The 20289-nt window shown below is 38.6% G+C and carries 21 protein-coding genes; 11 read left to right on the top strand and 10 right to left on the bottom strand.

Going from position 1 to position 20289, the window contains the following annotated elements:
* The first annotated feature begins 18 nt into the window (after nt 1-18).
* Entirely contained in the window at nt 19-699 is a 681-nt protein-coding gene (locus tag D0T08_RS15990; protein ID WP_116983669.1) for a carbohydrate-binding family 9-like protein, read from the top strand.
* Nucleotides 700-740: 41 nt separating this feature from the next.
* Here the strand turns inward: D0T08_RS15990 and D0T08_RS15985 are convergent, their stop codons facing one another.
* The 3 genes from D0T08_RS15985 to D0T08_RS15975 form a co-directional block, all read right to left on the bottom strand.
* Nucleotides 741-2189 carry an alpha/beta fold hydrolase gene (locus tag D0T08_RS15985; RefSeq protein WP_116983668.1) on the bottom strand — a complete coding sequence of 483 codons (1449 nt, stop codon included), beginning with the start codon at nt 2187-2189 and terminating at the stop codon, nt 741-743.
* Between the two features lie 68 nt (nt 2190-2257).
* Nucleotides 2258-3067 carry a helix-turn-helix domain-containing protein gene (locus D0T08_RS15980; protein WP_116983667.1) on the bottom strand — a complete coding sequence of 270 codons (810 nt, stop codon included), beginning with the start codon at nt 3065-3067 and terminating at the stop codon, nt 2258-2260.
* A gap of 8 nt (nt 3068-3075) precedes the next feature.
* Nucleotides 3076-3453 carry a hypothetical protein gene (locus D0T08_RS15975; protein ID WP_116983666.1) on the bottom strand — a complete coding sequence of 126 codons (378 nt, stop codon included), beginning with the start codon at nt 3451-3453 and terminating at the stop codon, nt 3076-3078.
* A gap of 453 nt (nt 3454-3906) precedes the next feature.
* Here D0T08_RS15975 and D0T08_RS15970 point away from each other — a divergent pair, with 453 nt between their 5' ends.
* Complete coding sequence (locus D0T08_RS15970; protein WP_116983665.1) at nt 3907-6084, top strand: TonB-dependent receptor; 2178 nt, start codon at nt 3907-3909, stop codon at nt 6082-6084.
* Nucleotides 6085-6292: 208 nt separating this feature from the next.
* Here D0T08_RS15970 and D0T08_RS15965 read toward each other — a convergent pair whose 3' ends face one another.
* Nucleotides 6293-7579 (bottom strand): hypothetical protein, encoded by a 1287-nt coding sequence (locus tag D0T08_RS15965; protein ID WP_116983664.1) that lies wholly within the window; start codon nt 7577-7579, stop codon nt 6293-6295.
* A 111-nt stretch (nt 7580-7690) separates the two neighbouring features.
* On the opposite strand from D0T08_RS15965, the gene D0T08_RS15960 reads away from it, so the two are divergent.
* Nucleotides 7691-8149 carry a hypothetical protein gene (locus D0T08_RS15960; RefSeq protein WP_116983663.1) on the top strand — a complete coding sequence of 153 codons (459 nt, stop codon included), beginning with the start codon at nt 7691-7693 and terminating at the stop codon, nt 8147-8149.
* Between the two features lie 17 nt (nt 8150-8166).
* Here the strand turns inward: D0T08_RS15960 and D0T08_RS15955 are convergent, their stop codons facing one another.
* A complete protein-coding gene (locus D0T08_RS15955) occupies nt 8167-9138 on the bottom strand; it encodes a helix-turn-helix transcriptional regulator (RefSeq protein WP_158561280.1) in 972 nt (323 codons plus the stop codon).
* 72 nt (nt 9139-9210) lie between these two features.
* On the opposite strand from D0T08_RS15955, the gene D0T08_RS15950 reads away from it, so the two are divergent.
* The gene (locus D0T08_RS15950) at nt 9211-9600 is read left to right on the top strand and encodes a hypothetical protein (protein ID WP_116983661.1); all 390 of its coding nucleotides are present in this window, start codon (nt 9211-9213) and stop codon (nt 9598-9600) included.
* A gap of 51 nt (nt 9601-9651) precedes the next feature.
* Here the strand turns inward: D0T08_RS15950 and D0T08_RS15945 are convergent, their stop codons facing one another.
* The 4 genes from D0T08_RS15945 to D0T08_RS15930 form a co-directional block, all read right to left on the bottom strand.
* On the bottom strand, nt 9652-10077 hold the full coding sequence (locus tag D0T08_RS15945) for an SRPBCC domain-containing protein (RefSeq protein WP_199538171.1): 426 nt from the start codon (nt 10075-10077) through the stop codon (nt 9652-9654).
* Between the two features lie 21 nt (nt 10078-10098).
* Nucleotides 10099-10722 carry a GyrI-like domain-containing protein gene (locus tag D0T08_RS15940; protein ID WP_116983660.1) on the bottom strand — a complete coding sequence of 208 codons (624 nt, stop codon included), beginning with the start codon at nt 10720-10722 and terminating at the stop codon, nt 10099-10101.
* A gap of 44 nt (nt 10723-10766) precedes the next feature.
* A complete protein-coding gene (locus D0T08_RS15935; RefSeq protein ID WP_116983659.1) occupies nt 10767-11261 on the bottom strand; it encodes a DinB family protein in 495 nt (164 codons plus the stop codon).
* 297 nt (nt 11262-11558) lie between these two features.
* The gene (locus tag D0T08_RS15930; protein WP_116983658.1) at nt 11559-12242 is read right to left on the bottom strand and encodes a YafY family protein; all 684 of its coding nucleotides are present in this window, start codon (nt 12240-12242) and stop codon (nt 11559-11561) included.
* On the opposite strand from D0T08_RS15930, the gene D0T08_RS27610 reads away from it, so the two are divergent.
* From D0T08_RS27610 to D0T08_RS15910, 5 genes are read left to right on the top strand one after another with little or no spacing between them, the layout of a single operon-like run.
* Nucleotides 12241-12411: a hypothetical protein gene (locus tag D0T08_RS27610; protein ID WP_158561279.1), complete on the top strand. Its 171-nt coding sequence runs from the start codon at nt 12241-12243 to the stop codon at nt 12409-12411. The two genes, D0T08_RS15930 and D0T08_RS27610, sit on opposite strands and share 2 nt — an antisense overlap.
* Nucleotides 12412-12423: 12 nt before the next feature.
* Nucleotides 12424-13065: a hypothetical protein gene (locus tag D0T08_RS15925; protein ID WP_116983657.1), complete on the top strand. Its 642-nt coding sequence runs from the start codon at nt 12424-12426 to the stop codon at nt 13063-13065.
* A gap of 18 nt (nt 13066-13083) precedes the next feature.
* On the top strand, nt 13084-13662 hold the full coding sequence (locus tag D0T08_RS15920) for a hypothetical protein (RefSeq protein ID WP_116983656.1): 579 nt from the start codon (nt 13084-13086) through the stop codon (nt 13660-13662).
* Nucleotides 13662-15947, top strand: a complete 2286-nt coding sequence (locus tag D0T08_RS15915; protein ID WP_116983655.1) for a histidine kinase — start codon at nt 13662-13664, stop codon at nt 15945-15947. The genes D0T08_RS15920 and D0T08_RS15915 overlap by 1 nt, the downstream gene beginning before the upstream one ends.
* 18 nt (nt 15948-15965) lie before the next feature.
* Nucleotides 15966-16757, top strand: a complete 792-nt coding sequence (locus D0T08_RS15910) for a LytTR family DNA-binding domain-containing protein (RefSeq protein WP_116983654.1) — start codon at nt 15966-15968, stop codon at nt 16755-16757.
* Between the two features lie 17 nt (nt 16758-16774).
* On the opposite strand, the gene D0T08_RS15905 is transcribed toward D0T08_RS15910, so the two are convergent.
* Complete coding sequence (locus D0T08_RS15905) at nt 16775-17200, bottom strand: ABA4-like family protein (RefSeq protein ID WP_116983653.1); 426 nt, start codon at nt 17198-17200, stop codon at nt 16775-16777.
* 54 nt (nt 17201-17254) lie between these two features.
* On the opposite strand from D0T08_RS15905, the gene D0T08_RS15900 reads away from it, so the two are divergent.
* Both D0T08_RS15900 and D0T08_RS15895 read left to right on the top strand, forming a co-directional pair.
* A complete protein-coding gene (locus D0T08_RS15900; RefSeq protein ID WP_116983652.1) occupies nt 17255-17710 on the top strand; it encodes a RidA family protein in 456 nt (151 codons plus the stop codon).
* 102 nt (nt 17711-17812) lie between these two features.
* Complete coding sequence (locus D0T08_RS15895) at nt 17813-20197, top strand: M1 family metallopeptidase (protein WP_116983651.1); 2385 nt, start codon at nt 17813-17815, stop codon at nt 20195-20197.
* The last annotated feature ends 92 nt before the right edge of the window (nt 20198-20289 follow it).

Below are 20289 nucleotides of genomic sequence, written 5' to 3'. Positions count from 1 at the left end.
TCACCCAAAAACCTGACTATGCTCAATTTCCTTTATCCTTATATCCTGTTCTTTCTTATGCCACTCTCTGATTATACAATTTCGCTATCGAAAAACGAATGGAAATCAATCGACCAGAAGTATTTCAGACACTCAACTGATGGGTTACAAGCTCCACAGGAAACTTTGGTCAAGCTGAAATATGATGATGAATACTTATATGTAGATTTTGAGTGCAGACAAAATCCCTACTGGAACGAGAACACTTATACTGTTCATAATACAGAGATGTATAATCAGGAAGTGTTTGAGGTATTTATAGCTGAAGGAACAGTAGTACCTGACCGTTATCTGGAATTGGAAATCAATCCTAACAATGTGATATGGATAGGAAAAATACATAACCCAACCAAAGGGCATGGAGGTGGGAATTCTGCTGATATGATTAGTTACGAAAATGCAGGTATTAAACACATGGTACATACCAGTGGTCAAACCTGGAGCGGTACCTTACAAATACCTTTAACATTGATTGGCCCTAAAAGAACCAAAGATTATCGCGTTAATTTTTACCGCATTGTTTCGCTACAATCACATACCAACAAAGACTGGAAATGTAACCCCAAAGAATGTAATTTCCTGTGCTGGAGCCCGACTATGAGCGGCAAAAACCCTGCCTTTCACCGCCCGGAGCATTTTGGGAAAATGCATTTGAAATAACGAGATAAGGCATTTGCTTTGGTTATGCAAATGCCCTATGATCAATACACAATAATATCTTTATTAGTAGAAACTACTTTCTTATAAGGATTATTGAGAAACTGAGAAATAAAGCTATCCCCATCTCCTCTCATAGTTGGGCAATGCGAACGACCTTTAAACAATACACGCTGGCTATTAGGCATAAAATGATGCATCATATCATTATAAATCGGTCGGGTAGCAGGGTCGGTATCTCCTCCACCTAAAAGCACCGGAACTTTCGAATAAAAAGGCATCTTGGTTTCATCAACAATAGGTGGCACTTTCCAGCAATCGCACATACTTCGATACACATCATTCACATAATATCCTGCGCCTGCCATATAAGGATAAAGCTGATATTGTTGTTTAATAACCACATCCCGTGCAAAGGCCATTTTATCAGAACAATATACCGACAAACGCATACCTGATGGCCCGCCATTGCGAAAAATACCATCAAGAAACGATTTAATATACAACTGATGACGGCCTTGTATCATTTCTGAGACAATAAAAGGAATATCTTTGATTCGTGAGAAATCATAGAGAACATCTAACAGATACCCAATCAACTCACCTTGAGAATAATGGATAGTCAGACTATCTTTCGCATCCTTAGGTAGATATTTAATGGTAAAGTCTTTACCTGTAATACCTGTAAAATATTGTTTAAACTTATCTTTTAACTTTCCGTAAGGCAACTTAGCTATTGTATCAGCTTCATATTTGGTCAATACTGTATTTAGCGCCTCGTTGAAATTGACTAATTCTTCTTCATCAATATTAACAAATTCGGGTAATGGTGAATCTAAAATCAAAGACCTGATACCATCAGGGTGGTTTTTAAGAACTGTAGGCATGAGCCCTCCGCTATAGGAGGCACCAAACAGATTTAAAGAATCAATTTTTAAAACTTTACGTAAATCTTCTATATCTGCGGCACTTTCAACAGTATTATAGCCTGCTAAATCGATGCCTTGAGCAACTAACTTGGCTCTGCACTGTTTTACCCCAACCAATATCATACTGTCTTTAGGCAGATTATATATAAAGGCTTTTTTTAGGGCTTCTCCAATATCATTACAATTTAAATTAGGTACAGCAAAGTGAGTACCCCGTTGCTCGAATGTAATAAAATCGCGGTCTCTAATCAGGGAGCGATTATGAACTGAACGGATAAAACCTAGAGAACTGGCACCTGGGCCGCCTCCTGTAAAAAGTACAGGGTCTTTCTTTTTGTTCGGATTATTACTTTCAGCGATTATATAAGGTAATTTGATTGTCTTGCCATTAGGCTTGTTTCTGTTTTCAGGGACAATCAGATAGCCACATATAGTTTTCAGGCTGCTATCGGCCTTAAAGGCACAAGGGCAAGGTTCGATTTTGGGGGTGTAGGTAGCTTTTTTTTGTGCAAATGCTACATTAACTGAAAGACTTACTAAAGTGATGATTGAAAGCTTTTTCATGAATATTAGACTTATTTTCAGCAAAGCTATGGGCTTTCATCAGTAAAACTTAGTAAAAAATGGACAATTTAGGCGAGATTATCAATTAATTTTCGACCAGTAAACTTCACTACATCTTTATAAAAATGGCTCATATCATAATAACCAAAATCATAGGGGCTAAAATCTGATTGAGCAGCTACATAATTTTGAAGTGCCGTTCTGACTCTGAGAATGGAGAAATAGTTTTTAGGCGTAGTACCAATTACCTGATTAAAATAGCGGTAGATGGTTTTATTGGTAGCAAATACTTCTCTGGCTACTTCGGTACTATTAAACTCCATATTGCTTATCTGGTAGGTTTCAATAGCTTTTTGCACAGTTCTGAAGTAATATTCCTGATTAGTCTTTTTCCTGAATTTATTAAGAAAGAAGCTTTGTAATAGATTCACCCGTTCTTCAAAATTATCCATCTTTTTTATCTTATAAATCAGTTGGGTAGGTAGAAGCATAGAGAGATTAATAAGCGAATCTCCTAAACTGCTTTGCTTAATACCAAAGATAGATTCAAAACCTCCGGGTGAAAACTTGACCGTAAAAATATGGTCAGTTGGCAGGTTATACCGCTCAACAATCGAATTTCTTAACAATAGTACATCATCTCCAGATTGAACGGAATAGCGTTTATCACTAATCAACAATTGATAAGGCGAGCCTAAGTTAAACCACATGGTTGGTGTCCAACTCGGAAAAAGCCTGACATTGAAGTGTTCGTTGGCAATATATTCACGTGTAGCCTGTGGAGAAGATTCTGAGAAAAATTCGATATAGTCGCCCAATTCTCCACAAGGAGCCTGGTATTGATATATTTTATGAATATTATCAAAAATCTCAACCATAAGCGATATTAGTCATTTTTCAGTATTTTTCCCATATCCTCCCCTATTTTTCTCATACGAGCATAGTTTTCATAGGAATTTTTCGATTTATTCATTTCTATCTTCAAATTACCCGGATACATTTTAATATAGAAATTCATTTTGTTATCTAATGCAATTGTACCGTCTATTTTTGAATTTACAAAAGAAAAGTCACCACCATTCTCTAATTTGTCATCCAGATAGCGCTGTACTTCTTTGGTTCGGTCTTCAGGAAAATGAGCTACAAATTTATACAAATCATTTGACTCATTATGTGAAATAGAAATATCACCTCTATGTCTACAAGAAGAGAAAAAGGCCACTGATAAGACAGTAATGAGAACTAAGTTAAATAGCTTTTTCATAATTATTGAAAGTTTAACGCTTTATAATTCATAATTTGTATTGCAAATATAGGGCAATAAAAGATACATTGTTATACATAGTACCTTGTTATTATTGAAATTTATATAAATGGTAATAAGGTTGGATGAGTGGTTATTTTTAAGGTTGATGAAATTATTTATCGAGCGAACCTTATTTACTTGTATATGATGGATACTATGCAAAAAAGTTGCTAAATATTAAGATTTTTTTCTAAACCAATCAGCAAGCATCCTACTTGTGCAGGCAGTTGAAATATTACCACTTCGCGGTTAGGTGTATACTGTATAAACCTCTTAGTTTGCCTGTTTACTATGCGTGTCCATCTTTTCATACGCCTAATTTACTCCCTAAAAATCTGTGTTTGTCGGAAATCACTACTGCTCTGCTCATCATTTCGATAGGTTTGTTTCATCATCTAAACGAATCAGCACATGAGCAAGCTACTACCTTATCTCCTATTTCTATTTTTTCTGATACCTCAATTGTTTGCCCAGACTACTATTAAAGGACGCATAACCGATAAAAAGGGAGAAGCGCTCCCTGGTGCAAATATATTCATCAAAGGTAGCTATGATGGTGCTTCGAGCGATACAGAAGGCAACTTTAGTTTCAGAACCAGTAGAAAAGATACGGCTACCCTGGCTGCCAGCTTTGTAGGTTATGAAAACTTTGAGCAAAAAATCACCTTAAATAACTCATCCGTCGAAGTAAGTCTTAAATTGCAGGAGGCGATGAATGCGCTGAATATGGTTACCATTACAGCGGGTACATTTGAGGCATCGGATAGTAAAAAGATGGTGATGCTTAAGCCACTTGATATTGTAACAACTGCAGGTGGTGGTGCTGATATTGTGGCTGTGATGCAGTTATTGCCGGGTGCTCAACGGGTAGGCGAACAGGAAGGATTATTTGTAAGAGGCGGCTCTGCCAACGAAACCAAAACCGTGATCGATGGCATGATTGTACAGAATCCATTTTTCAGCAGCACGCCTGATGTACCTCAGCGTGGACGTTTTACACCATTTATGTTTAAAGGAACTGCTTTTAGCACCGGAGGATATTCGGCACAATATGGCCAGGCGCTTTCGTCGGTATTATTACTGAATACCAAAGATAAAACCGATGATATTAGTGGGTGGAATATCAATGCTAATCTGGCAGGTCTGGGTGCTACTTATACGCATAAAGGAATTATCTCAGGTTCGTTGTATTATACCAACCTCTCTCCTTTCTTTAATCTGATGAAATCTAATGTGCAGTTTGATAAAGTGCCGCAGGGCATAAATACATCTTTAGCAGTCAATGAAAACCTTACTAAAAACAGTACTTTGAAGTTGTATGGCACTTATTCAGATAATCAATCGGCGATGTCGTTTCCATCTTATGATGAGGTTGGGTCCAAGTATCGTTTCGATTTAAAGAATAAGAATGTATTTACGAATGGTACTTATCAGGTAAACTTTGACGAGGGACGATGGGTATTATTAACAGGTTTATCTTATAGCCATAACAGCGACAAAATAAAAATAGGGAATGACGATGGAGATAGATTAGATGAGCGCACACAAGTACGCGCAGTTATGACCAGGCTATTTGGTAAAAACAATACCAGTTCGGTTTTATTCGGAGCAGAGTTTCATGCTATTAAAGTAGGCAATATTTATAATCAATATAATCTAAGTTTAAGGGATAATTATAGTGCGGCATTTGTAGAAACAGAGGTGTATCTGACACCCAAACTGGCCGGAAGATTTGGTATGCGAACAGAATACACCAGTGTAATCAGCAAAGCAAATATTGCCCCACGTGTCTCATTAGCTTATAAAACCGGACAATATAGCCAGGTATCATTGGCCGCAGGACAATTCTACCAAACACCTGAAAAAAACTATCTATACCTGAATCAGAAATTAGGATATGAATTAGCCAACCACCTGATTCTAAATTACCAGATTATCAAAAATGACCGTACTTTCAGAGTAGAGGGCTTTAAGAAATATTATAAGAATCTGGTAGTTGAACACACGAATTATTATGACCCGAACCCCTATCGTTTCCCGACCGGACTAACAGATAATAGTGGCAAAGGTTATGCACAAGGCTTTGATGTGTTTTTTAGAGATAAGAAGAGTATCAAAAGCGGTGAATTCTGGTTAACTTATTCCTTTCTGGATACTGAACGCATGTTCAGAAATTATCTGAAAGAAACTACCCCTACTTTTGCCTCTAAACACAATGTAAGTATAGTGTATAAACAATTCTTTGAGAAAATTGGCACCAATGTAGGTGTTACTTTCACCCATACCAGTGGGCGTCCGAATTATGATTTTGCAACTACTTCATTTATTCCGGAGTACACTAAGCCGTATCAGAATGTAAGCTTATCCGCCAGTCATATCCGCACTATTAAAGGCAACTTTATTGTCTTTTATGCGACCTTAGATAATCTTTTTGCCCGTAAAAACGTATTCGGCTACCGTTATTCGGCTGATGGCAAACAACGCTTCGAGGTGATTCCTCCGATGTATCGTACCTTCTTTATTGGGTTATCGATGAATTTATCGAAGCAGATGTCGAAGCCGAAGGAGGCGGATTTGGATAATTTGTAGGGATTGGAGAAAGAAGAAGGAGACTGCGTGTCACGCGTATACTCGTCCGTAAGAGTGCGTGGCACGCATATTTTGGGTCAAATTTAAATTATCTACTTAATCAATCCTTTATAACAAATTTTTACAATGCTAGTATAGATAATTTGAAGCTCAGGTAAACGTGACACGCCCTTTTTGAGTACGAGTATACGCGTGACACGCAGGCCTCTCAAAACCCACTCCCATAAACCACCTTCCCCTTCAAATCCTCCAGACTCACTTTATCCACTTCACAAATGCCATTCGAAGTAAAACCAATCCCTGCTATCAGGCCGAGGGATTGTTCGTAGGTTTTTTCGAATATCTTTTTGTTGGCCAGATATACCGTTACCTGCTTATTAACCACCCGGATTTCTAAATCCTGCCATTGGGTTAAATCGCAACCAAAGGGTGATAGGTCTGTAGTTTTGCCACTTAGGTCTTTGTCACTTATTTTGGCATTTATCTCACTGATGCATCCCGGAGTTGTATTAGTAAAATACATGAAAGAGTTCTCACAGAATACTTCCGTCATAATCCAGGGACAAAGGGTGTTTTTAATTTTCCGTAGTCGAAAACGTGCTTTATATTTGAAGTTATCTCCTGCCACATCCATCAGTTTCGGACAGAAAGTGTAGAAATAAATCTGGTCTTTCTGAAAATCTACATTGTTTTCTTCAATGGCTTCATCAGTTATGCCTAGTACCCCATCGTGTATGGGATTACCTTTGGCAAAGTATTTGGGTTTAACTTCTGTGAAGTTGGTTTTGCTATAGCAAAACCAGTCTTTGGCAGTAATATTTACGCCTATTTCTTTAAGCACTTTGCCATTAGCTATAAGCTTGGCTTTATGATAACCCGGCTCGTAATAAATATCTGTCAGCGTATGACTATTTTTTAGAATCCCTATTTTAGTCCGCTCATTCCACGATTGCTGAAAATGAAAGCTATCTGCTTCTACTTTATCAATATTATAGTTGAAGACTACGCTATTCGGGATATTCTCTGAGCTTGTTTGTCGCGCAGAAAACTGAATATTATTTGCTGCGTTTTGAGAACCCAATAAAGGTGTTTTTAATAAAAAAGCGATTATGATAATCAATGCAACTAAGGCTATACCTATCCATATACTTGAGCGAGGTTTTGTTGCTTTAATAGGAGAGACAAAGGTTTCAGAATCATTAACCGAAATAGGGTTTTCTAAAAGCTTCCGGGTTTTGAAATCATGCCAACCAGTATAGCCGATAAAGATAGTAAGAGCATTAAGCGTAGAGGTTTGTGGCAATCGGTCGAATTGTCCGTTCAGAATACGTTTAAGTGTAGAAAGGCTGATAAGAATTTTGGTTTTCGCTTCAATAGCCTCACTTAAATATTCAATATCACGCTGCGATAGCCTGTTATCTACGGCATAGCCCATCTGTTTTTTTAGTTCAAACAAACAGCGTTGTACCAGTTCTTTATCTTCTATCGTATTCATTTTGAATGTGTTTTGACCCGGATTGAACGGCTTTTGATTGTAAAAATATAATGAAAAATTTAGTTTTTTGTATGGTCAACCTATCAACAACCCAACCATTTATTACTTACTATGAAGACGTATTATAAAGTTATTTTGCTAACTGGATTTATAGCTGGCTCATTAGACCTAACAGGAGCCATCATCTCTTCAACTATCCTGAACGGGAAATTCCCGAGTAAGATATTTCATTATATCTCCAGTGGCGTATTTGGCAAAGAAGCATTCAGTGGTGGCAATATCATGATTCTCTGGGGCTTATTATTCCATTATTTCATAGCCTATACCTTTACTTTTTTCTATTTCTGGATTTACCCTAAAGTAGGTTTCCTACATATCAACAGAATAGTATCTGGTATTTTGTACGGCGCATTTGTGTGGGTGATTATGAATAAAATAGTAGTGCCGCTATCGCATGTTACAACCGGACCATTTAATATAACTCAAGCTATTGTAGGTATGGTAGTTCTGATGCTGATGATTGGGCTACCAATTGCCTTCAATGCAAATAAATATTATGCTGTAGAGTAAATCAGCCCCCTGCAGGCTTATGAAAAAGCTTTTTGACGCATGCGGTCGGGCGCATCACCAAACCACTTTTTAAATGAATGTATAAAGGCTGCCGGCTCGGAATAGCCTAATACATAAGAAATATCGGTAATTGTGAACCGGTTATGCCGGATTAGTAGATTGGAGATTTGTTTCCGTAAATCATCGGTAATTTGTCGGAAGGTAACGTTTTCAGTAAGTAAGCGTCGTTGAAAAGTGCGAGGTGTAAGGTGGAATGCATCTGCTACACTGGCGAGGTCTGGTAACTCGGGTTTTGCTAAGTGTAGCGATGCTATTTTTACTTTATTCGTAAAACTTGCTTCCGATTTCAGACCCTCAATCAATTTCAGATACTCCGGTATCAACACGTCTAACTGCTGTCTACTTCTATCCTGTAAAGTCGCCTTCAAAATGGTAGGTGTAAAATTTACCGAATAGTTATCGGCTATCTGCCAATCATCAGGGTAATCTTTGGAGAAGAATGGTGAAGTTTTGGTAATATTTACCTCTCTGGTAGTCATCAGATTGACTTCTCTTGCAATAACCGTTAGGATATTTTCTAAAATGATACGATTAGCTTCTGCCCTATTATTGTCAATACTTAATATAATACTCACCGAATCAGCCTTGACTTTCGTTTCAATATTCACAATAGGAAACGTAGCGGTCATATACATTTGCAAATAATACAGCGCTTCTTCTATGGTAGTAGCCTGTAAGGATATGCGATAGATGAGCCCTAAAGCACTTAAATTCAGGAAACTGCCTAACCTAATCCCTAAACGCCCTTCTTTCAATTGCCTGGTAATGGCATCAATAACCATATAAAAATCCCGTTCATTGATTGTTTCTGTTTCATCCAGGAAATTAACAGGAGGTTTTTCCATTAAACTTATCAACTCCCGACGAGAGATGCCTCTCATATAGCCATATTCTATCACATGATGCAGATGCAGTGCCAGTATTTTCATTTTGTCGTGAATTATCAATCCTGAATGATGAGGTAAATCTACCTTTGTTTCATCATTAAACATTGATAAAATATGACAACTTTAAAAAATGTATTGTTGATTAATGCCCTTAGCTCAGGCGCTACAGGTCTTTTATTAATAGAGTTTCCGTCTTTCACAGCTCAACTCTTTGGCGTATCGCAAAGTATGCCTTTTATGGCGACAGGTATTTTCCTGGTAGCTTTTTCTTTACTGGTATACTATGCTTCGCGCCAGAAATCAGTGAATAAAACATTGGTTCGTTGGATTATCGCCTTAGATATTATGTGGGTAGTCGACAGTCTGATTGTAGTTGGCGGACAATTATTTGATTTTACCCTGATTGGTTATGCCCTTACCTCGGCAGTAGCTTTGTGGGTGGCCCTGATGGCTTTTTTGCAGATAAGGGGATTGAAAGAAAGACTTGTTCTGAAAACAGAGTAATTTTCGTGGATTTAAATAGGATAAGAGGAGAAATGATTTCCCCTCTTATTTTCACTCTCCCTCCGCTATTTTTTTCAATTCATATAATACATAGCCCCAATCTCCCTCCGAACGCTCTAAAGCGGCATCATCTTTAAAACCATCTTGTATGACTGTTAAAAGCGTTTCATCACCATTCTCTTCTACCGTATAGCTAATATTGGCATAATTTTCAGGAATATCTACTGTACCACTTAAATTGCTCCAGTAGTTGTAGGTTAATGATTTTTCCGGCTCAAAGGCCAGTATTGTTCCTTTGTCTTCATACGGTTTATCGTCCCAGATACCTGAGAAGATTATAGGGCTACCCACTTGCCAATCGGTTCTGGTTTCTGTACCAAAGAGGTATTTTTTAATTTTTTCAGGATTAACCAATGCATCCCAAACGTCAGCTTTTGATGCTTTGATTGCAATCGTTTTTTTCAATTCCTTTGTCATATCATTTAGATTTAGTTCATTTTACTTAACAGGTTCTCTTAATATAGTTTTTAACTTTTCGGGTACTGTTTTACGAAAATCTGAAAGATAGATTTCGTGATGCAAGCCATTTCTCTGGAGTTGGTGGGCTTCTGAAAATTGCATAATCTGTTGCAGGCTTTCTGGCTCTTTATCAAAAGGCCCAATGTGTAGCATTTGTACACATTTCCCCTCCTGCATTTCATACAATTCTACTTGTCTGGCCAAAGCAATCTGTTTTTTTGCAGTCACTTCTTCAGCTATTTGCTGAACTGCTTTTATGGTCACATATTCCGGCATGCGAATTAACATTCTAAAATGCCACTCGCTGCGGGGAATTTGTGTTGGTGAGTCAGCCATTGGTATGTCTTTATATTTAGCCTCATCAAACCACCACAATCCCTCTAATTTTGCTACGACAAAATCCTGTTTTTGTGCTTTATACCAGAATTTCACCCCATAAGCTGTGGCATATAGCGCTTGTAAAGTAGCTGCATATTCTTCCCCAGATGGGTCACCCTTGCCTACAATAGATAAGTATTTTGCCGCTTCTATCTCTACTAAAGCTGGCGTAGTGGTGGCGATATAATAAGCCTTGTATTGCTTACCTAAATCTAGCTTTTCCATAATCCTAGTAAAAGGAGGCAAAATGCCTCCTTTATGAATTGTAATTAAAAACTTTCATCAGCACTAGGGCCATAGCTACCCGGAATCGGAATATCTAATAAGCGCAGATAGACCCCTAATTGTGCTCTGTGATGGATAATCTGGCTGAACGACATACGCAATACATCAATTTTTGGCTCAACACTATAAATAGTATCGCCGCTACGAAGTGTCCAGTTTTCGGAGAGTTTGTCGGCATATTCTTCTTTCAGATACGACTTACCCTCTTCTAAGGTTTTTTCAAAATAATCTAATAAATCTCCGGTATTACTCACATTCTCCTGTTGATAAGGGTTGTTGGCGAAGTCTAACTCATCAGTTGTCAATGCCATTTTTATCCAGGATGGTAACTCGGCAATGTGTGTGGCTAAGCGTTTCATAGTCATGCTTTTTTCGTGTGGCTTCCAGTCATACTTATCAGTTGGAACAATCGCTAACATTTTGCGTGTGGTTTGAGCCTCTTGCTCCAATTGTCTTGAGAATTGCTGAATAATAGTCATAATTGTGTCGTGTTTTAGTTTACCTTACAAAGTAAATACACGCCACTGACAACCCTATGGCAGTCGGTTTTTGGAATTTTTTAAAAATTTTTTGGGAATTTTTGGGTGAAATTTTATTTACAGATTTGCCCTCATTGTTCATCGTTTTCACCGACTGAAGTCGGTGGCTAAAATAACAACGGAACAAATTTGTATGCAAGCCGGACTTAAGTCCGGCGATGTATATAAAAAAAATACCATTGTTATCTTAGGCAGCGACTAAAGTCGTTGTCATTTCCGTAATAGAGAACAAATGGATTAATACTCCACAGGCAGCTCATAATCATTTAACTTAATATGGTTCTGCTTCCTGAAAGGAATCTCCATATCATTAATACTTTGTATGCGGGAAACCTTGAAGTCTCGATATTCTTCGCGCAGGTGGCACCAGGCTATCATATGCCAGCTAAAGGCATAGAAAACCAAACCTATCGCCTCCACCTGCCGCCGACTGACTTCCTCTTTCATATTGCTGTACTGAATATCAAGAATATGTTTGGAGACAATGGCATTCTGAATGGTACTCAGGTATTCAAAATCATTATTCAGGCGTTGAGGCACCTGTAGTTTAATATTATCGGTCAGTAACTCTACTTTTTCTTTCTGGCCGGTTCGTAGTACTGATTTTACCTTATTGAGCGCAGACGAATAATGTTTTCTGATAGATTTATCGGCAAATCCCATGGTTACACTTTCCATGAGCAGAAGCGCATTGGCTTCTTCAATGCTGAATGCCACCGGAGGCAGGAAATAGCCAGGCACAATAAAATACCCTTTCTGATTCTCGAAACTCACCGGAATACCCAATTCGCCTAATGCTTTAATATCCCGATAAACCGTACGGACACTGATTTCAAATCTCTCTGAAATGCTCTCGGCACTCACAAATTTTCTGGATTGTAGTGTAGTTACAATGGCCATCAGGCGGTCGATACGATTCATGAGTAAGATAGGTAGAGGATTAATAGCCAAAAATACTAAAGTATTTACTCCTTTAAAAGCCTATTTTACTCCTGCAAATCAGGCCTTTGTCAGAAACTCCTGTCCTGCCCTTTCTCTACCATATAATTTTGAATCGTCAATCAGGCACAAGACCTCATTAATCATTTAAACACCTACAGAAATGAAAAGAATTATTTTAACTATCAGCTTTTTATCTTTAATTTTCGTCAAGACTTTTGCTCAGAAAGCCGAGTACGTGGCAGCTATGGAAAATGCCATTACCTTATTGAGCGAGTTTGAAAATACCGAAAATACCAAGCAAGGAGTAAGCCAGCTAGAACGCATTGCAGCCGCAGAACCTAAAGAATGGCTACCAAACTATTGGGCAACGTATGGTTTAACCAATCTTTCTTTTGCCGAAACTGATGCTGATAAAAAAGACCTGTTGTTAGATAAAGCCGATAAATTTCTGGTCGCAGCCGAAAAGCTACAACCGAATAATGATGAAATAGAAGTGATGAAAGCGTATGTGGCGGGTGCAAGAATGGCCGTAGCGCCACAAGATCGCTGGCAAAAATATGGTGGAGCTGTAAGCACAGGCATACAAAATGCTTATAAACTGAACCCAGAAAACCCAAGAGCCAAATTACTAGAAGCACAAGGTATTTTCTTTACACCGGAAGCTTACGGTGGAGGCAAAAAGAAATCAGCTCCTTTGTTTGAAGATGCATTGAGTAAATTTGCCAAATTCAAACCCGCATCAACCATTGCACCAAACTGGGGAGAAAGAGCTGCTAATTATTTATTATCGCAAGCTAATTAATTTAACCCTACTATAATCATGAAAAATACTTATGCTTTGTTAGGTTTTGCGGACCTTATTCAAAAGACCGACACTTATTTCAAAAGAAACTTTATTCTGATATTGAGTTTGGGGGCAGTGGCGGGTTTAGGCAGGTTTTTTCAGGAGGGCGGCTATGGCGAGATAACTCCATCCATGCACGGAATACTGGAAGTTGTAATCAATGGAGCACGCCTTTTAATTATCTTCCTTATCATTGGTCAGGGGTATGTGCAGATAGGTTTCAACAATCTAACCAACCTGTTCCGCCTGACAAGAGATGAATGGTCTCATGTTTGGGCTACAGTTAAGAGTAATTTCTCGAATAATTCTATAGCCATTCTGACCAATTTTATCATCTTAATAGTGGTAGCAGTTATTTTTAATATAGCTTTATTTGCCTTATTTGATTACACCACATTTTTAGATTGGTTAAAATCGACAGAGTTACTCAGTCCTACAGCCTCAAAATGGCCGGTACTCTTATTTTTCAAAAATATTTCTATTATTCCATTTACTTTGATTTTTGAGACATTGTTTGTGATGTGGATTGTAGAAAGAAATAAATTAATGAAGTAATGAATTATTTACCATCAGAAATAAAGACCGTCTCTGCTGAAGGTGTCAGAAACCTGCAAATAGAAACTATTACCGGAAATATTGAACTTCTGGGTAACGAAGAAAATGAAATCAGAATTGAGATATATGCCTCTAAACGCCTGTTTATCAATTTCTTTAGAAAAGAGAGTGTCACCTCTGCCGACGCAGGATATGAATTGGTGAATATAACGCAACAGGGCGACCATCTAAGAATTGCTGCCCGTAATAATGGCTTCTGGAAATGGGATTGGTTGAGTTTTTTTCAGGTATCTTTTCGGGTTTTTATTCCTAAGAATATCAATGCCTTAGTCACAACCACTGTAGGAGATATTGCTTTGAATAACCTTATTGGCAAACAAACACTTCGTACGGCCATAGGAGATATAAAAATTGCCAATTCGGTTGGAGAGATACAAGGAAAAGCATCAGCAGGAAGTATAAAAGTAGGTAATTGCGATATAAAAGCTGATCTTTCTACCTCAGGAGGTAATGTACTGATTCAAAATTCAAAAGGTGAGATTAATAGTAACACCAGCGGGGGTAATTTTAAACTAGAGAATTTCAGCGGAAAACTCTATACCAAGACTAGTGGAGGCAATATCAGAGCCGCCAATATTTCAGGTGAATTTAAAACTTTTACGTTTGGTGGGAACATCCGTCTCGAAAACATGAAAGGCAATATTGGTGCTTCTACCAAAGGCGGTAACATTAATATTCAGGCAAGTGCTATTAACGAATACTTATGGCTTGAAACAAGTGGGGGTAATATTAAAGCGCAGCTGCCTTTGAGTCAGGGTTTGCAAATAGAAGCCGACGGGTCGATTGTAAGAGCTCCTCACCTACCCAATTTCCAGGGTAATAAGCGGTCGGGATTCATATTGGGTAGTATCAACGGTGGTGGGGCAAGTGTGAAACTAAAATCTTTTGGGGGCAATGTCAGAATCTATGCCCCCAAAGCAGAGCTTTTCCCGGATGTAGAAGACGAGCTTAAAAAAAAACAATATACCTGGGTAGATAGGATTAATCTGGAGAAAGCTCCTGATGTTACTTCAAAGACTTCTGGCTATGATATACCGACACCCGTTTCAGAACTCCCAAGACCTCATTACAGAGAACGGAATAATAGTTTCAGAACAAGCTTTAAAAATGCTATTAATCGGCTTAACCCACAATTTGTCTTTTATACCTTTTTGTTTGCGCTGTTCCTTATCTATGGACTAAACAGTATCTTATATTTTTCTTTAGAACTATTAAATCCTACCTCTTTAGAAGCCGAGCAGAATAAAGCCGTTTTTTTAGCCAATCTTACTACGGGCTTTGCCTGTTTTATCAGTCTGATTATTTTTATCCTTTTTATCGAGCGTTTTCTTACAAAGAACTGGTCGAAATACACTATTCTGATAGTATTTACTTACTTTACTTTAATGTTGGCGCGCCTTTTTCAAAAAGCTTTGTATTTAGTAGAGAATGATGGAGGAAAATACTGGGCACACTACTGGAGAATCATGTCAATAAAATATACTGAAACGGGCATAGCTAATCATAGTACACTTTATCTATTAATTCCGATGGTTGCGGTTTGTGTGATTTTCTATAACTGGCAACGCTCTAAAGACCTCGACAGGAAGATTTCGGAGCAGGAATACCAACTGTTGAACCTTGAAAAACTAAAAACCAAAGCTCAACTCAACGCCTTAGAAGCCCGCATTAATCCACATTTTCTGTACAATTCATTAAATAGTATCACCGGTTTGATTCACGATAATCCGGACAAAGCCGAAGAAATGACCATCCAACTTTCCAAATTATTCAGGGCTACCACAGGGCGCTCTGACCAGAGTTTCCATAGCATTGCCGAAGAATTAGATATTGTCAAATCTTACCTGTCAATCGAACAAATGCGTTTCGGTGATCGATTGAAATACTCAGTTCAATTAGAGCCGGGGCTTGAAAACATTAAGATCCCTCGTTTTCTACTACAACCGATTGTTGAAAATGCCATCAAACACGGCATTTCTAAGATTACCGAGCATGGAATTATTGATGTGAAGATTTCAAAAGAAAAAGATCTGATAGCCTTTCAGATACATGACAATGGCCCGGCTTTTAAAGAAGATTTGAGCGGAGGATATGGGCTAAGAAGTATTAGTGATAAATTGCAGCTGATTTATGGTAATGACGCGAATCTGCAAATTGAAAATAACGATTACAAATCCATTATTATCAAAGTACCTGTAGAGACTCTGGATAAAATGAGTATATAACCATTAAAATTGAAGACCATGTTTAAGACTATATTGATTGATGATGAACCGCTGGCTATCAGCCGTTTGAAAAGATTGTTGTCGCACTACAATTCTGTTATCAGCATCATCGATGAAGCACATAACGGGCAAGAGGGTTTAGAAAAAATTGAAACACAAAAACCCGACCTGATTTTTTTAGATATTGAAATGCCATTGATGACAGGTTTTGAAATGTTATCAAACCTATCGTATATGCCAAAGGTAATATTCTCTACGGCCTACGACCAATATGCTATCCGGGCTTTTGAAGAGAACTCGATTGATTATTTATTGAAACCGATTGAGCCGGAAAGATTAGAGAAAACGATAGAGAAACTAAAGAAATTAGAAGAGAAGAAAGAGGATAATTCATTGAATGCTAACCTGATTCAGTTGCTCGAACAGTTTAAATCCAAAGAGGAAACACAACGTTCGCCTGCCCAAAAACAGACAACAGCTCATTCTATTTCGGTGAAATCAGGGGAAAGGATATTGTTTATTCCTCTAACCGACATCAGTTATTTTGAAGCAGAGGATAAATATGTATTTCTGAATACTACTGATGGCAAGCAGTATCTGACTAACTATACCATTACCAGCTTGGAAGAAAAACTGCCAGAAAATTTCGTACGGGTAAGCCGCGCGTCCATTGTTAATTCTCATCTGATTAAAGAATTACAGAAGTATTTCAATGGCAAATATCTGGTTGTGATGCGTGACAGTAAAATTACCAAGATTGAGACAGGTTCTACCTATGGCGATAATCTGAAGAGATTGATGGAGATATAATGTTCCATGTCGTGATACTAAGTTGCTTGGTTTCTTGCCAATTTTCGGATTATCCAATACAGCAGGAAACCAATCGGCCCGAGCATCAGGCAAAGGAACAGGCATATACCGACTACTATCCGATTTTTGCCTTTGGTTAATGAATCTTTGTAAATCCATGTGCCTGCTATTAAATCAAAACACAAATAATGAATCCAACCAACCAGAACACTCTGTTCTGCTGAAAACATTTGTTTAATCCCTGCCAATGTGCTGAATGACATAAAGTCTAAATCATCCAAGCTCATAATCACATAGAAAGCATAAGTAACAGCCAATAATACCGGAATAAGGTACGAATCTGTCAGTTTAAGCGTCCACCTCCAATATGGAGCAAAAATCATCAATAGCCATTGGGGCATCACCAAGGCATTCACTACAGAAAAAACAGTTTCAAAATTCATCTATTTTGATTTTAAAACAAAATTTAGAAAATTGTAAGCACAAATCAAAAACACATGAACAAACTTCTACTCATTGGCTTTTTAGCCCTCTCTATATCCCTTGCCTTTGGACAAAACAAAGAAATTGTCGAGACTAAGAAGGCTCCCATACCTACTGCTCCCTATAGCCAGGGAGTAAAAGCGAATGGTATGCTCTATGTAGCCGGACAAATCGGGCTGAATCCTCAAACCCGTAAATTGGTGGAGGGAGGTATAGACCCTGAAACCATACAGGTCATGGAAAATATCAAAGCTGTTGTAGAAGCCGCAGGAGCCAAAATGGAGGACATTGTGAATACTACTATCTACCTGAAAGACATCGCTAATTTTGCCAGAGTAAACGAGCTGTACGGCCAGTATTTCGAAGGTAAATTCCCTGCCCGCACGACCGTTGGTGTGGCAAATTTACCTGGAGGAGCTAATATAGAAATTGCAGTAATAGTCGTTTTACCAAAGATTCGTCGGAAATAAGTTAAGAAATGTCTCCAGAATAGGTAAAAGAGGCATTTTTAATGTCAATCTTTAAGCTTTTTTTATATTTTTGTTATTTATTAAGCCCTTCATCATAAATATATGAGAAACACCATTCTTCTGCTCTGTCTTTTGACAGGCCTTGCAGCGTTTGCGCAACAACCTGCCACAACGCAATATAATGCCAACACCCGCTTCGAGCAGATGGGTACGGAGTTACCAACTCCTAACACCTATCGTACAGCCTCAGGAGCTCCGGGTAAAGATTACTGGCAACAAAAAGCTGACTACGATATAAAAGTAGAGTTAGACGACATCAATCAGCGCATTATTGGTACAGAGGTAGTTACCTATACCAACAAATCACCGGATGAATTGCGTTATATCTGGTTACAATTAGACCAGAATTTGTTTGAGAAGACCTCTATTAACGCCATGACAAAGACGGGTGGCATAAATAATAATCAAATGTCTTTTGGCGCTATCCAAGGTATCAACTCGCCGAGTTCTGTAAACACTACAATCACTAGTAATAAAGAATACGGTTACAAAATTACTGTAGTAAAAGATGCCAAAACAGGTGCTGATCTGACTTATACCATCAATAATACCATGATGCGTATTGAGGTGCCAACTCCTTTAAAAACAGGACAAACATATTCTTTCCGTATTGATTGGAATTATAATATCACTGAATACTACGGTCGCTCGGGTCTGGAGTACTTCCCGAAAGATGGTAACTACAATTACTTTATTGCACATTGGTTTCCTCGTATGGCTGTGTATGATGATGTGAATGGCTGGCAACACAAACAATTCTTAGGTCAGGGTGAGTTTACCTTACCTTTTGGTGATTATAAGGTAGAAATTACTGTGCCTAACGACCACGTAGTAGGTGCTACAGGTGAGTGCCAGAATTATGACAAAGTACTATCAGCAACGCAATTGAAACGTTGGGAGCAAGCCAAAAACTCAAAAACGCCTGTTTTAATGGTGACCCAGGCAGAGGCAGAAGCGGCAGAGAAAGGCAAGCCAACCGGCAAAAAAACCTGGATCTACAAAGCTGCTAACGTACGTGACTTCGCCTTTACTTCTTCTCGTAAATTCATCTGGGATGCCATGCAAACCGATGTATATAACAATGGCCGCAAAATCTGGTCGATGTCTTTCTATTCAAAAGAAGGCAATCCACTTTGGGGACAATACTCAACCCGAGTGGTTGAGCATACTTTGAGAAGCTACGGTAACCGTACTATCCAGTATCCTTATCCGGTGGCTATTTCTTGCCATGCAACTGCTGGTGGTGGTATGGAGTACCCGATGATTTCATTCAATGGTGGTCGCCCGGAGGCTGATGGCACTTATTCGGAGCAAACCAAAGCAGGTATGATTGGTGTAATTATCCACGAAGTAGGCCATAACTTCTTCCCGATGATTGTAAATACTGACGAACGTCAATGGACTTGGATGGACGAAGGTTTGAATACTTTCTGCCAGTATTTAGCTGAACAGGAGTGGGATCGTAACTTCCCATCGCGCAGAGGTGAACCACAATACATTGTGCCTTATATGAAAACTGATAAGTCGCAACTATCACCTATCATGACCAGCTCTGATAACGTAATTTCATTAGGGCCAAACGCTTATGCCAAACCTGCTACAGGCTTGAATATGCTGCGTGAAACCATTATGGGCCGTGAGTTGTTTGACTATGCTTTCAAAGAATATGCGCGTCGTTGGGCTTTCAAATCTCCACAACCTGCCGATTTCTTCCGTACAATGGAAGATGCTTCTGGTGTTGATCTGGATTGGTTCTGGAAAGGATGGTTCTATGGCGTAGAGCCTGTTGACCAGGATTTAGCTGAAGTAGAATGGTATTCAATAGATACACAAGACCCGGTTGCTAAAAAAGCCGCTGACAAAGCAGAGGCTGACGCTAAGCGTGAGACATTGAGCAATATCCGTAACAAAACAGATATTAAACAAACGGTAGTTGAGGCTGACTCAACCATGAGAGACTTCTATAACTCGTATGACAAGTACGCTGTAACAGCGGCTGATAAACAAAAATCAGAGCAATACAGAGCAAGTTTATCAGACGACGAACGTAAGATGTTGGAAGAAGGTAAAAACTTTTATGTATTGAAAATCAAAAATAAAGGTGGTTTACCCATGCCTGTGATTGTGAAACTGGATTTTGAAGACGGTACAAGTGAAATCGTGAGAATTCCGGCTGAAATCTGGCGTACAAATGACAAAGAAATCAAGAAAACATTGCCTACTACTAAGAAAGTAGCGAAGTTCACTCTTGATCCATTCTATGAAACCGCTGATATTGATACAGCCAATAATGCATTCCCTCGTGAGCCTGAGCAACCAAGCAAATTCCAGGCTTTCAAACAAAGAGCTTTCCAACAAGGTCCTAACCCGATGCAACAGGCAAAACAAAATCAGCCTACAGGCGTACAAACCAGCGGAAAGAATTAATTTTCTCTCTGTTTTCCATAAATCAAGAAAGCCGAAGCGAATGCTTCGGCTTCTTTTTTTGTATAAAATCAGGTTAGTACTGGTCTATTTCT

The organism is Emticicia sp. C21, assembly GCF_003418935.1.
Lineage (GTDB): Bacteria > Bacteroidota > Bacteroidia > Cytophagales > Spirosomataceae > Emticicia.
The sequence above is the reverse complement of the archived record's forward strand: the minus strand, read 5'-3'. Positions and strand labels throughout refer to the sequence as shown.

Coding starts and splice junctions, on each gene's coding strand:
- D0T08_RS15990 (WP_116983669.1), top strand. CDS start 19: ATGCTCAATTTCCTTTATCCTTATATCCTGTTCTTTCTTATGCCACTC.
- D0T08_RS15985 (WP_116983668.1), bottom strand. CDS start 2,189: ATGAAAAAGCTTTCAATCATCACTTTAGTAAGTCTTTCAGTTAATGTA.
- D0T08_RS15980 (WP_116983667.1), bottom strand. CDS start 3,067: ATGGTTGAGATTTTTGATAATATTCATAAAATATATCAATACCAGGCT.
- D0T08_RS15975 (WP_116983666.1), bottom strand. CDS start 3,453: ATGAAAAAGCTATTTAACTTAGTTCTCATTACTGTCTTATCAGTGGCC.
- D0T08_RS15970 (WP_116983665.1), top strand. CDS start 3,907: ATGAGCAAGCTACTACCTTATCTCCTATTTCTATTTTTTCTGATACCT.
- D0T08_RS15965 (WP_116983664.1), bottom strand. CDS start 7,579: ATGAATACGATAGAAGATAAAGAACTGGTACAACGCTGTTTGTTTGAA.
- D0T08_RS15960 (WP_116983663.1), top strand. CDS start 7,691: ATGAAGACGTATTATAAAGTTATTTTGCTAACTGGATTTATAGCTGGC.
- D0T08_RS15955 (WP_158561280.1), bottom strand. CDS start 9,138: ATGAAAATACTGGCACTGCATCTGCATCATGTGATAGAATATGGCTAT.
- D0T08_RS15950 (WP_116983661.1), top strand. CDS start 9,211: ATGACAACTTTAAAAAATGTATTGTTGATTAATGCCCTTAGCTCAGGC.
- D0T08_RS15945 (WP_199538171.1), bottom strand. CDS start 10,077: ATGACAAAGGAATTGAAAAAAACGATTGCAATCAAAGCATCAAAAGCT.
- D0T08_RS15940 (WP_116983660.1), bottom strand. CDS start 10,722: ATGGAAAAGCTAGATTTAGGTAAGCAATACAAGGCTTATTATATCGCC.
- D0T08_RS15935 (WP_116983659.1), bottom strand. CDS start 11,261: ATGACTATTATTCAGCAATTCTCAAGACAATTGGAGCAAGAGGCTCAA.
- D0T08_RS27610 (WP_158561279.1), top strand. CDS start 12,241: ATGAGTAAGATAGGTAGAGGATTAATAGCCAAAAATACTAAAGTATTT.
- D0T08_RS15930 (WP_116983658.1), bottom strand. CDS start 12,242: ATGAATCGTATCGACCGCCTGATGGCCATTGTAACTACACTACAATCC.
- D0T08_RS15925 (WP_116983657.1), top strand. CDS start 12,424: ATGAAAAGAATTATTTTAACTATCAGCTTTTTATCTTTAATTTTCGTC.
- D0T08_RS15920 (WP_116983656.1), top strand. CDS start 13,084: ATGAAAAATACTTATGCTTTGTTAGGTTTTGCGGACCTTATTCAAAAG.
- D0T08_RS15915 (WP_116983655.1), top strand. CDS start 13,662: ATGAATTATTTACCATCAGAAATAAAGACCGTCTCTGCTGAAGGTGTC.
- D0T08_RS15910 (WP_116983654.1), top strand. CDS start 15,966: ATGTTTAAGACTATATTGATTGATGATGAACCGCTGGCTATCAGCCGT.
- D0T08_RS15905 (WP_116983653.1), bottom strand. CDS start 17,200: ATGAATTTTGAAACTGTTTTTTCTGTAGTGAATGCCTTGGTGATGCCC.
- D0T08_RS15900 (WP_116983652.1), top strand. CDS start 17,255: ATGAACAAACTTCTACTCATTGGCTTTTTAGCCCTCTCTATATCCCTT.
- D0T08_RS15895 (WP_116983651.1), top strand. CDS start 17,813: ATGAGAAACACCATTCTTCTGCTCTGTCTTTTGACAGGCCTTGCAGCG.